We start from the raw sequence: 11813 nt of genomic DNA, 5'->3' as shown, positions 1-11813 counted from the left end.
AGGTGCGTAGTTTTGAAAAAATCATGGTACGGCTCAGCCTTCCTGCTCTTATCCTTATCTCTGGTACTGGTTCTGTCCGGCTGCAGCTCCAAGGGAGACGCGGCGGCTTCCACAGGAACGGCCGGCGGCCAGCAGAAGACTCTGAAGATTAGAATTGCCGACATCAATACGAATCCTACCTTCCGGGTAGCAGTCGATAAAGGCATCTTCGCCAACCACGGCATCGATGCAGAAATTATCAACTTCGGTACTCCGGCTGAGGGAGTGAATGCGCTATTCATCAAGCAGGTAGACGTGGCCTTCGGTGCTGATTTCCCGGTGCTCAATGCCGTCTCTAAGGGCGACTATTCCATTATTGCTTCCGCCGGCCAGGCCACGGATCAGGCAGCGGCAGTATGGAAGCTTTACGTAAGGGACGAGATCAAGTCTGCTGCGGATCTGAAAGGCAAGAACCTAAGCTTCATGCGCGGTACGTTTCTGCCGTATCTGTGGGATGAATACCTGAAGGAGCAGGGCATTGCGCTAAGCGACGTGAAGCTGACAGGACAGGGTGCGTTCGACGAAGCCTTCATTGCACTGAAGCAGGGCGATGTGGATGCTGCCTGGTTCAGCGGTTCAGCGCTGACGGATAAGCTGGCTGCGCTTGAGGGTGTACATGAGCTGACGGATATGTCGAAGACCCCAGTGCGCCTGGGGATGGGGATTGTCGCAGGGAATGCTTTTGTGCAGGCGAATCCTGAGGGGATTGGCGAATTCCTGGCGGCGGTGGACGAGGCTGCGGCTTATGCCCAGGAGCATCCCGAGGAGGTGGCCGATCTGATGTTCAAGGAACTGAAGCAGCCGAAGGAAGCAACGCTGAAGGACTTGCCGACGAATCCGTGGAAGGTGGGCTTTACCCAGGCTGCCTATGACAGTCTTGCCGGACAGAAAAAGTATATGGTCGATACAGGAATCATTGAACAGGATTTTGATCTGGACAGCAAGCTCAGTCTGGACCCGCTGAAGCAGGCTTTGCCGGATAAAGTGACTTTTGCCAAGTAGCTTAGCTTACACGAAATAACTTAACTTTCTGGAGGTGCCTCATGTCTTTACCTGCCAAACAGCATGCCATCCATATCGAGCAGCTGCGCAAGAGCTACAGCGAGCCTGCGGCCGGGGACGTTCATTACATTATCAAGGATGTGAACCTGGTGATCAAAGGCGGTGAGTTCTTCGTATTGCTCGGTCCGAGCGGCTGCGGCAAATCAACGCTGCTCAACATGATCGCCGGGTTTGTCTCCAAATCGGGCGGCAATCTGCGGGTGGACAACGTCGAGGTGGATAAGCCGGGCCGGGACCGGGCGGTTGTATTTCAGCAGGCAGACTCTTCCCTGTTCCCCTGGCTCACGGTGCGGGAGAATGTAGAGTTCGGACTGCGGATGAAGAAGACGGCCAAGGCAGAGCGCCGGACGATATCAGACCGGTATATCACGCTAGTCGGGCTGAACGGGCATGAGGATAAATTCCCGAAGGAATTGTCGGGAGGGATGAAGCAGCGGGTACAGCTGGCCAGGGTACTGGCGAATGATCCGGCGATTCTGCTGATGGATGAGCCCTTTGGTGCGCTGGATGCCATGACCCGGCGGACGATGCAGAAGGAACTGGTGCAAATATGGCGTGAGACGCATAAGACCGTTATTTTCGTAACGCACGATATTCAGGAAGCACTGCTGCTGGGTGAGCACATCGGCATCATGTCCGTGGGGCCTTCCTCCAATATCACCGATATATACGACAATGCGCTGCCGTTTCCGCGGGATGTGGCCTCGCCGGAGTTCTACTCGCTGTACAATCAAATTCAGAGCCATTTTGAAGAATAGGATCGGGGGGGCAGTACATGTTGAAATGGGTGGAGAAAAAATGGGTCTCGGTCTCCCTGCTGTGGATTGCCGCACTCTGCATCTGGCAGCTGGGCGCCTGGGTGTATGGCCCGGATGTTATCCCCGGGCCTTGGGCCACGCTGAAGGGAGGGCGGGAACTGGTCCAAGACGGCACCTTGATGCAGTATATCGGCATCAGCTTTTACCGCGTGCTTGTCGGCTGGGTACTCGGCAGTCTGCTGGCTATTCCGGCAGGGCTGATCATCGGAAAAGTAAACGTCATCCGCATATTTGCCGAGCCTTTCTTGAATTTCATCCGCTTTATCCCGCCGATTGCCTTCATCACCCTTTTTCTGGTCTGGTTCGGCATCGGGGAGCAGTCAAAGATTGCGCTGATTATGTACGCCACCTTCTTCATCGTTGTGCTGAACACCTTGACCGGAGTAATGTCGGTAGAGGAGGATAAGGTCCGCTCGGCCCGCAGCATGGGGGCAAATGAATGGCAGATTCTGCTGCACGTGATTGTGCCGGCTACGATTCCATATATCTTCACCGGTGTACGGCTGGCAATGGGAACCTCCTACATGGCTATTATCGGGGCAGAAATGATTGCTTCCAACGAAGGTGTCGGTTATCTGATTTGGAATTCGCGGCTGTTCTTCCGTACGGACTGGATATTCGTCGGGCTGTTCTGTCTGGGCTTCATGGGCTTCTTCACCGACAGGCTGTTCGGCTGGTTCGGGAAGAAGGTGCTCTACCGCTATGGTGTGGTCAATGTGGCTGCGCGGAGAAGGTAGAGGCTGGACTTACCCGGCTTGGCAATAACACTAAGGCGACTTACAGTACACAAACCACTGCCCATCAATCATGGGCAGTGGTTTGGTCTGGTTCTACTCAGTTATTCAGGGATAGGCTGGATGATCTCACCGTAGTTCCGGGTAAAATAAGGAAAGGACTGATAGGAGCCATCCGCTGCTGTCTGGTAGGAAGCCCGGTAGCCCCCGCCAAAATAGCGGAAATGATCATGAGACATCTCAGCCATATATCCGGGCTGCTGTCCTCCCAGTGTAGTGTACAGATCATAGCCGGGAATACCATTCGTGCCGTATTGCCAGACGGCATGGGCGGCTCCGTCCTTAATCTCAACGACGGTTGAGACAAGCGTGTTCTCATAGACATAGCGCGTAGCGTCATTTGCGGCAAATCTGTACGTATAATTCCGTGATTGCCCGCTCTCCGCTGCGGGAACAGGCGTGAAGTTGTACTGGATAGGCAGGGAGATGGCTGCGAGACGGGCTGCTGCCAAGTCACTGGAGAGCAGGGCAGCGGTATCCGGGACATAATCCTTGCTGGTAATGAAGAGTATGCTGCGCGTTCGCTCATAGTACACACTATATCCGAAGGCTTCACTGACGAAGCGGGCCGGAACCATCATCCGGCCGTTATAATTACCTGCCTCACTATCCAACTGGACAGGCTGGCCGTTTTTGTAGGCTGTCAGCTGTCCCTGGATCAAACGGAATGTATCCTTGGCCGGATTAGTGATTGTAGCGGTGCGGGTTGCTGTATCCCAGGAATAAGTCAGTCCGAGTGAGGCGAGCGTCCGGACAGATATTTTGATTCTGCCAGACTCAATAAAGGGGCTGCTGTCCGTGGCAATAAAGGCTCCGTTGATATTGACGGTAATCGGACGGACTGGCGCAGCTGCCGGGGCAAGGGAAGCGGCTGAGGCGGCTGAGGTGAAGCTTTGCAGCAGTAGAAGGAGCAGCAGACAAGCTGGCCATATTCTTTTATACAGATTCATCATTAATCTCCTTTCTGTTTTGTTGGAATTAAATAGAATAAGTTTCCATATATAGACGCAGCTCTCTCTATTATGTTTCTAATAAACTCCGGATTGTTTCAGGAACTGATTCATTGGAAGCCGTTGTATTCATGCTATAATGGGGAAATCTACAAGCAGGATAAGCAGGAAGGAGCACTACCCCATGGAAGTAACCGCACAGGAAGTGGCGGAATGGATGGTCAAGGAAATCAAATTTACAGGAACCCTGCACCAGACCGCAGCGATTGAATATGTGAAGGCGAATTTCGGCGAACAATTTGTCTTTGTGAATGAGAATGGAAATGCATCGCTGTCCAAAGAAGTGAAGAAGGCGTTCCGCAAGCTGCACGGCGGCCGGATTGCCTGGGACCGCGACGGGTTCCTGTGGGCCTGGACCTGAGGACTGACTCGGCATAGGAGAACCATAAGAACACAAGCAGAAACGGCTACGCCGTCCTTGATAGGACGGCATTCGTTTCAGCGAGAAATAGAAGGATAAATTATCATGTGAAACATAGAAATTCTTATATTTTAACAAAGGGAGCATTGCTGTAATAGCAGTGCTCCCTTTGTTATTACATAATCGTCATAGCCTATACATATTCCAGCATGCCTTTCTCCTTGAGCAGATCGACAATGTCTTTGACTGACTGGGCTTTATCCTTGGGGCAGATCATGACCGCATCCCCGGTGTCAGCGATGATGAAGCCGTCTACGCCGATGGTGGTAATCAGCCGCCCGTTGCCATAGATAATGGAGTTGCGGGTATCGATGCCGACATGATTGGCCTTGATAATGTTGCCTTCATCATCAGGCGGGAAGATGGCACCAAGCGCATCCCAGCTGCCGATGTCATTCCAGCCGAACTGGCCGGACAGTACCACTACCTCATCAGAACGTTCGAGGATGCCGTAGTCAATCGAGATATTCTGCAGCAGCGGATAGATCCGGTTAATCGTCTCCTGCTCCTGATCTGTACCGAGCGCTTCACTGATCGGCAGCATCGTATTATATAGCCGCGGCAGATACCGCTTGAAGTTATCGATAATGACCGAGGTCTTCCAGATGAAAATCCCGCTGTTCCAGAGATAATTGCCTGAGGCCAGATATCCCTGTGCCTTTTTGAAATCCGGCTTCTCCACGAATTCAGCTACATCGTATACGGCAACCGGATTGACTGCGATCGGCTCTTTGTCATAAGCGATGTAGCCGTAGCCGGTGGAAGGGAAGGTAGGTTTGATCCCGATCGTGACAATGGCATCACTCTCCATCGCCACGGTGCAGGCTTCGTCCAGCGTAAGCCGGAACTGCGGCTCATCGGTAATATAGTGATCGGAAGGCAGGACAACCATTAAGGAATCCCCTTCACTCATCTGCTGGATGGAGAAGGCGGCGAACAGGATGCTTGCTGAGGTATTCCGGGCCACAGGCTCGATCAGAATATTGCTCTTCTGCACACTGCTGTGCATAATACTCTCCAGCAGTACCGCCTGGGTACGGTTCGTTACAATGACGGTATTCTCCTGCGGGATGATGCCCTTGAAGCGTTCAATCGTATCGTTCAGCATAATATCGTTGCCGCTGATGTTCAGCAGCTGCTTGGGGATTTCCTGTCTGGACAGCGGCCAGAAGCGGGTGCCGCCTCCGCCTGCGAGTATGGTTGCGAATTTATCCATGATGAGTCACCAGATGGGCAATCGAGAAGGAGATGATGCTCTCCGATCCCTGATTGAGGTTCAGCCCCGAGCTGTGAATCCCGTCGTAGCAAGCCCCGGTCTGGGGATCGATCAGGGAGAGCTGCAGGGAGTTGTTCCCTGTATACCAGGCATAGCATAGTTCAGCCTGCTGCAGATAAGACGGGTCCTGCAGCACTACGGCAGCCTCCCGGCAGGCGAGCAGCATTTCACAGGCTTCAATCGGCTGTTCGTCATAGAGTGCAGGCGTACCGCCGCGCAGCAGCCAGCCGTGGCTGCCGACAGGTCTGTAATAGCCTTCCGGTGCGAAGGTCCGGGAGATCAGGAAATCGAGACTTTCTTTGGCTGTTACACGAAGCGCCGGATTGCCGGTAATCGTGAAAGCCTTAAGCAGTGCCCAAGGCAGCATGGAGTTCCCGTACGTCAGGCTGTCTTCATACCAGTACCAGTCTTCCCCTTTGGTAAGGTTATACTGGTTATGCAGCCGGATAGTGACGGATTCGATAAGCTCTTTAATGAAGGCTTCCGGCAGGAAGGCCAGCTCCTCTTCTGTACTTGGTATATGCGGATAAGGGAAGGAGTAGGTGAGCGCTCCGGGAGTCTCAAGTAAATAGCTGAGGCCGATGACGGCATAGCCCAAGGCCCGGGGAGAGCGCAGGCCTCCGATATGCGGCAGCGCCTGGTTGATCAGATACCGGCAGGTATTCAGCAGATTATCCGGCAGAATGGAAGAGTAGGAGAGCACGAAGCCCAGCGCCCAGAGTGTGCGTCCCTGGCAATCCTCGGAGCCGCGCTCCTCCAGGAAGGAACGGTTGTAGTCCATGAAATTCCGGAAGTTCCCCTCTTCATTCTGTGCATGGTGGACGAACGAGAGGTACGTATGGATCAGATCGAGTGCAGCTGTATCCCTGCTGTTGTTATACATTAACACGGCTGCGATCAAAGCCCGCGCATTATCATCAGTGGTGTAGCCTTTGGCACGATCGGGCACGCCGAACTTCGTATGCTGGAAAATCCCCGTATCATCAGTGATCTGGCGCATATAACCGGTTTTGAACTGCAATACCGCAGATGTCTGCATCAAATCACACTCCGGCCAGCCGGTTTGGAGAGGGCTATTTTGTCCTGAAAGATGGCGGCATAGGTTTTTGCAACCTCACTCCACATCATCGTACTGCCAAGCGCCTGGGTACGCTGCTCCATGTCCTCAACTTTGGCCGGATCATCCAGCAGCTCCAGGATGCAGGCTTCCAGCGAAGCCGAGTCACGGAATTCCGCCAGCAGGCCACGGCCATCGGCCAGCATCTCTTGAGCGTAGCGGTAAGGCGTAGAGATGATTACTCTGCCATAGCCTACTCCATAAGCGAGTGTGCCGCTGACTGCCTGATCCTTGCCCAGATAAGGGGTCATATAGATATCCGACATCACCAGGGACTCAATGACCTCTTCCTGGGTCAGGAGCTTGTCGACGAACAGCACATTATTGACCAGGCCTAATTCATGCACAAGACTGGTCAGCTTTTGACGGTATACTTCACCTGTCTCCTGTTTGACGACCGGATGGGTCTTGCCCCAAATGATGTAGAGCGCATCCGGATGCTGCTTCACTACTCCGCTCATAGCTTCAATAGCATACTCAATACCTTTGCCGGGACTCAGGAAGCCGAAGGTGGAGAGGATTTTGCGTTCTCCGAACTTATACTGGGTCTTCAGCTCCGCGCGGGTAGAAGTTTTGACAAAAGGCACACCGTGGTGAATAAAAGCAATTTTGGCGGCGTTAATATGATAGACAGAGATGAGATCATCTACTGTGGATTGGGCCATCGTGACAACCTTTACGCTTCCTGCAGCTATGCGGGTGATAATCTCATGCTGTTTCGGCGAGGGGGTGGTTAATACAGTATGGAAAATCGCCACATAAGGCACATGAAGCCGCTCAGTGAACTGCAGCAGATATTCGCCGCTTTCTCCGCCGTAGATACCGAATTCATGCTGAATGACGAGCAGATCGGTGTTTGACTGGTTGATTTCTTCGGCGGCATCTATATAATCAGATAGCTGATGCTGGTTAATTTCCCGCATGACCTGGTCTGTGTACCGGTAATTTCCGTTGTTGTTCATAGCGATGATCCGCGGTTTGTTGAAGCCCTGGAGCTTGGTGAACTCATCCAGCAGATCCTGGGTGAAGGTAGCAATTCCGCATTCTCTAGGCAGGCTGGTGGACAGGAAAACAATGTTTTTATTGCGGTTGCTGTGGTTCATAATAAGAGCCTCCTATTGATTATCGTACTTTTGGGGACAAAAAAAGAAAATAAAGAGGACTTTATTTTCCGGGGATAAGTGGTATAAAATTTGTGATCTGCAAATTATTTCCTGCTCCGACTATAACATGACCATTTAATCTTGTCAATTTATTGACTCCCCTGAAATCTCCAGATATAGTGATGTAGGAGGTGTATGGATGCCAGTCATACGCAGCAAATTGAGTGAGGTTATGGAGAAGCATGACCCGAAATTATCGATCCGCAAGTTAGCGAAAGACATTAATTACCATTTCGATTCCGTCCGGCGGATGTACAAAGACGAGATGGTGCAGTACCCCCGGGATCTGCTGCTGAAGCTGTGTACTTACTTCAATATTCAGCCCGGAGAATTGATCCGGATGGAATCAGATGAGAACGATTGGGCAATAGATAAGGCACATGAATATGAGGAGGAAGGCAATGACAAGGAGCCCGGCCAAGATTGCAACCTGTAACGAACTGCTGGATACCTTTTATGCCAATCTCCGTACCGTACACGTGGAGAAGCTGGTCTTCTCCGGTGTGGGCGGACGTGATGTATACAATATAACGGCTCCGTTTCAGCATGACGGGGAGGAAGTCATCTTGGGAAGAGTTGAGGAACGGGATAGTGAGTTCTCTCAAGTCTTCTTTTTTACATTCCGGGAGGATGGCGTCTGGATTCCCCGGGAGCACACCCATACCTATAATCTGCAGGACCCTTGCGTGACCCGCATTAAGGGTGAGCTGATTGTCGGCGGAGTTGAAGTGATCACGGCCGGGGATAACCCGCAGAGAATCGTTTCGTGGGTCACTCAGTTCTACCGGGGGTACCGGATTGATTCCATGCGCCATTTCTCCTCGGGGCCGGGCACGATGAAGGATATCCGGCTGATCGAGCTTCAGGACGGAAGAATCGGCGTATTGACCAGACCGCAGGGAGACCGGGGCGGCAGAGGACAGATTGGCTTCACCATTATTGATTCACTGGATGAGCTGAATGAACAGACCTTCCTGGAAGCGGAGATTCTGCATAACCAGTTCGTGCAGGAGGAGTGGGGTGGAGCCAATGAGGCCACTCTGCTGAGCAACGGCCATATCGGTGTGCTCGGGCATATCGCCTGCTTCGACCGTATGGGGCAGAAGCATTATTACGCTATGGTCTTCTCGCTTAATCCGGGCACCTTCGAAACTACCCCGATCAAAATCATTGCCGCCAGAAGCGATTTCCCCATCGGTCCGGGCAAACGCCCCGAGCTGCAGGATGTTATCTTCAGCGGCGGGCTGGTGCGCGGTAAGGACGGCCGGGCGGTACTGTCTGTAGGCGTCAGCGATGCGGAAGCCTACAGAATTGAGATCCCCGATCCTTTTATTGAATATGAAGTCTGATATCTGCAGGTTTGACTAGATTCTATGGTCATGTTAAACTTAAGGTGACAAGAATTTATGGTCGAAGAGAGCGGGAATTAAGCAATGAGTAAATTTATTCAACTAAGCAATCGTACGTCTGACACAAAGTCCAACCTGAATGTGGCAAGAAAGCAAGGCCGCATCCCGGCAGTACTGTACGGAATTGGTAAAGATACTCTTAGTCTTGAAGTGAGTGAGAAGGAACTGCTGGAAATGCTGAGAACCAATCCGCGTGCAATCCTGCAAGCGAAATTGTCTGATGGTACAACCGTTCCGGTGGTAGTTCAGAGCATTCAGAAGCAGTCTATGTCCGGTAAAGTGCTGCATATTGATTTTCAGCATGTGAACATGAGCATCAGCATGGACAGTAAAGTTACGATTCATTTTGCAGGCGAAGCTGCAGGGGTCAAAGAAGGCGGCGTTCTGCAGGTAGAAATCTATGAAGTAGAAGTCCGCTGTATGCCGGGCGATCTGCCGACGTCCATGGAAGTGGATATCAGCGGCCTTGCTATCGGTGACCAATTACTTGTATCTGATCTGATTTTCCAGGATGGTATTGAAGTGCTGACCGATCCAAGTACAGTAATGATTCAGATTAAGACTGTGCATGAAGAAGCTGAAGAACCGGCAGTAGCAGCTACTCCGGCTTAAATAGAGGATTGACGAATATAGCCCCTTCGGGCAGAGCGTACTTGGAAACTCATGATGATGTCATGATTCCGGCTACGTCTGCTGGAAGGGGCTATTTGCTGTTCTAACAGGCATATTGCCGGGAAGCAGCTACTTCAGTGCTCCCTCTGTCAGGCCGGCAACGATATAGCGGTGGAAGAAGAGGTATACGACAATCATCGGGAGCGTAATAATCGCCAGTGCGGAGAAAAGCAGCTTATAGTCGGTCATATATCGGCTGGAGAAGGCCAGCAGGCCGACCGGGATGGTCTTCAGTGCATCATTCTGGATGTACAGCATGGCCAGCAGCAGCTCATTCCATGCATTCAGCGCCGAGAAGATCCCCACGGTAGCCATGTTTGGAACAAGCAGCGGAAGGATAATTCTGCTGTACATCACCCAGTCATTACAGCCGTCCATGCGGGCAGCTTCCAGCAGTTCTTTTGGTACGGAGTCCAAGTACGCCTTGAGCAGAAAGATAGCCAGCGGAAGTCCTGTTCCTATATAAGGAAGAATTAACCCCATATAGGAATCCTTCAAATTCAGCTGCTCGAAAATATAGCTCTGGGCAATGAAAAAGGATTGCAGCGGCATGAACAGTCCGAATACGAACATCAGCATCAGGAAGCCGCTGCCGCGGAAGCGCAGCTTACTGAAGGCAAAGGCTGCAAGGCTGGCGAAGAGCAGAATGCCTGCTACGGTAGCCGAGGTGACGATTACGCTGTTGCCGGCATAAGTGCTCATATTGCCGACAGTCCAAGCTTTGGACCAGTTCTGCAGATTAACCTGTTCCGGCAGCGCGAACGGGGCGGAGAATATTTCCCGGTTCTCACGGAATGAGGAGAGAATAAGCCAGAGGATCGGATAGAAATAGAAGCAGGAAATGAAGATCATGAACAGATAATACAGAATATGTGAGAACGGTCTGCGGTTTGCCGCCTCCCCTCCGCTGTAAGCGTCTTTCTTGATATCTAGGACTGTGGTCGTCAAGGAGAACACCTCGCTTTCTCATACTATCAGAGTTTACATGTTTCGGGGTCCCCGCAAAGTACCTGAGTCATCTATCTACGCCAAAGCCCCACTTTGTGGGGTTATTTTAATACTCCAGCACACCGGAGTCTTTCTTATTCAGTCTGCCGGCAACAAGCCCGATGACCGCGATCACGATTGTCATGATGACGGCAAGCGCAGACCCGTAGCCGATGCTCATGTGGGTAAAGACTACTTTTACAAGATAGGTCGTAACGATTTCAGTCGAATTATACGGCCCGCCGTTGGTCATTACATAGAACAGATCGAAGGACTGGAAGCCGGTAAGCACACACAGCATGACACCGGTCTCTACCAGATTGCGGATCATCGGCACTTTGATCTTGAAGAATATTTGTCCTTCTCCGGCGCCGTCCAGATAGGCGGATTCATAGACTTCTTTGGAAATGCGCTGGATTCCGGAATAAAAGATGGTCATATAGAACCCTGCGTAGACCCAGCCGGATACGATACAGATGGCATAAAGTGCGGTATCAGGGTTGCCTAGCCAGACGCGGGTCCAGCTCTCCAGGCCGATCTTCTCCAGCAGGATATTGATGAGACCAAAATCAGAATTGTAGACGAATTTCCATAAGTAGGATACGACAATCATCGGCAGCATAACGGGCACGAAGAATGCCAGCCGGAATATTCCGCTGCCCTTGCGGCCCATCGTGATTAAGCCTGCGAGTCCCAGTCCGACAAGGACTTCAACAACGACCGTGGCTACAATATAAATCAGTGTGTGTCCATAGGAATTAATATAGATGCGGTCTTGAAAAGCCCGGATGTAATTGTCAAAGCCGGTGAATTTCATCTGGCCGATCCCGTTCCAGTCGTAGAAGCTGAATACGAATGTCATGAGGACCGGAATAAGCACAACAAAGGCAAACAGCAGAAGGGCTGGCGAGATGAACAGGTAGGGAGAGAGTTTATTGCTTTTGCCGGACAATGGGTCCACCTCCACTTCAGGATATCAATCTAAGCACAGGGTCCGCAGATAGCTTCAACTTATGAAAGGGCTGCTGTGCGCGTGATCTCTTCG

The 11813-nt window shown here is 51.7% G+C and carries 13 protein-coding genes; 7 read left to right on the top strand and 6 right to left on the bottom strand.

The features are described 5' to 3' along the window. Positions 1 to 12: 12 nt before the first annotated feature. From NYE33_RS02445 to NYE33_RS02435, 3 genes are read left to right on the top strand one after another with little or no spacing between them, the layout of a single operon-like run. Positions 13 to 1041 carry an ABC transporter substrate-binding protein gene (locus tag NYE33_RS02445; protein ID WP_336102909.1) on the top strand — a complete coding sequence of 343 codons (1029 nt, stop codon included), beginning with the start codon at positions 13 to 15 and terminating at the stop codon, positions 1039 to 1041. Between the two features lie 41 nt (positions 1042 to 1082). Further along, positions 1083 to 1859, top strand: coding sequence for an ABC transporter ATP-binding protein (locus tag NYE33_RS02440; RefSeq protein ID WP_341064643.1), 777 nt, complete (start codon positions 1083 to 1085; stop codon positions 1857 to 1859). A 17-nt stretch (positions 1860 to 1876) separates the two neighbouring features. Next, entirely contained in the window at positions 1877 to 2656 is a 780-nt protein-coding gene (locus tag NYE33_RS02435; protein WP_039300079.1) for an ABC transporter permease, read from the top strand. A 101-nt stretch (positions 2657 to 2757) separates the two neighbouring features. On the opposite strand, the gene NYE33_RS02430 is transcribed toward NYE33_RS02435, so the two are convergent. Then, complete coding sequence (locus tag NYE33_RS02430; protein ID WP_336102907.1) at positions 2758 to 3666, bottom strand: copper amine oxidase N-terminal domain-containing protein; 909 nt, start codon at positions 3664 to 3666, stop codon at positions 2758 to 2760. 181 nt (positions 3667 to 3847) lie between these two features. Between NYE33_RS02430 and NYE33_RS02425 the strand changes: the two genes are divergently transcribed. Then, positions 3848 to 4084 carry a DUF6953 family protein gene (locus NYE33_RS02425; protein ID WP_039300082.1) on the top strand — a complete coding sequence of 79 codons (237 nt, stop codon included), beginning with the start codon at positions 3848 to 3850 and terminating at the stop codon, positions 4082 to 4084. Between the two features lie 193 nt (positions 4085 to 4277). Here NYE33_RS02425 and NYE33_RS02420 read toward each other — a convergent pair whose 3' ends face one another. The 3 genes from NYE33_RS02420 to NYE33_RS02410 are packed head-to-tail and all read right to left on the bottom strand — an operon-like array spanning position 4278 to position 7640. Beyond that, positions 4278 to 5360 carry a mannose-1-phosphate guanylyltransferase gene (locus NYE33_RS02420; protein ID WP_042132931.1) on the bottom strand — a complete coding sequence of 361 codons (1083 nt, stop codon included), beginning with the start codon at positions 5358 to 5360 and terminating at the stop codon, positions 4278 to 4280. Beyond that, the gene (locus NYE33_RS02415) at positions 5353 to 6459 is read right to left on the bottom strand and encodes a glycosyltransferase (protein ID WP_076243507.1); all 1107 of its coding nucleotides are present in this window, start codon (positions 6457 to 6459) and stop codon (positions 5353 to 5355) included. The genes NYE33_RS02420 and NYE33_RS02415 overlap by 8 nt, the downstream gene beginning before the upstream one ends. Continuing rightward, positions 6459 to 7640, bottom strand: coding sequence for a glycosyltransferase family 4 protein (locus NYE33_RS02410; RefSeq protein ID WP_341064639.1), 1182 nt, complete (start codon positions 7638 to 7640; stop codon positions 6459 to 6461). The genes NYE33_RS02415 and NYE33_RS02410 overlap by 1 nt, the downstream gene beginning before the upstream one ends. Positions 7641 to 7839: 199 nt before the next feature. Between NYE33_RS02410 and NYE33_RS02405 the strand changes: the two genes are divergently transcribed. The 3 genes from NYE33_RS02405 to NYE33_RS02395 all read left to right on the top strand — a co-directional run bounded on the left by NYE33_RS02405 (position 7840) and on the right by NYE33_RS02395 (position 9721). Continuing rightward, positions 7840 to 8136: a helix-turn-helix domain-containing protein gene (locus tag NYE33_RS02405; protein ID WP_042132936.1), complete on the top strand. Its 297-nt coding sequence runs from the start codon at positions 7840 to 7842 to the stop codon at positions 8134 to 8136. After that, positions 8102 to 9049, top strand: a complete 948-nt coding sequence (locus tag NYE33_RS02400) for a DUF1861 family protein (RefSeq protein WP_042132938.1) — start codon at positions 8102 to 8104, stop codon at positions 9047 to 9049. The genes NYE33_RS02405 and NYE33_RS02400 overlap by 35 nt, the downstream gene beginning before the upstream one ends. A gap of 84 nt (positions 9050 to 9133) precedes the next feature. Then, on the top strand, positions 9134 to 9721 hold the full coding sequence (locus NYE33_RS02395) for a 50S ribosomal protein L25 (RefSeq protein ID WP_042132942.1): 588 nt from the start codon (positions 9134 to 9136) through the stop codon (positions 9719 to 9721). Positions 9722 to 9850: 129 nt separating this feature from the next. Here NYE33_RS02395 and NYE33_RS02390 read toward each other — a convergent pair whose 3' ends face one another. After that, the gene (locus tag NYE33_RS02390) at positions 9851 to 10729 is read right to left on the bottom strand and encodes a carbohydrate ABC transporter permease (RefSeq protein WP_197074320.1); all 879 of its coding nucleotides are present in this window, start codon (positions 10727 to 10729) and stop codon (positions 9851 to 9853) included. A gap of 106 nt (positions 10730 to 10835) precedes the next feature. After that, complete coding sequence (locus tag NYE33_RS02385) at positions 10836 to 11720, bottom strand: carbohydrate ABC transporter permease (protein ID WP_042132944.1); 885 nt, start codon at positions 11718 to 11720, stop codon at positions 10836 to 10838. Between the last annotated feature and the right edge of the window lie 93 nt (positions 11721 to 11813).

Source organism: Paenibacillus sp. FSL R10-2199 (genome assembly GCF_038000235.1).
In the GTDB taxonomy this organism is placed as follows: domain Bacteria; phylum Bacillota; class Bacilli; order Paenibacillales; family Paenibacillaceae; genus Paenibacillus_AQ; species Paenibacillus_AQ phytohabitans.
The sequence above is the reverse complement of the archived record's forward strand: the minus strand, read 5'-3'. Positions and strand labels throughout refer to the sequence as shown.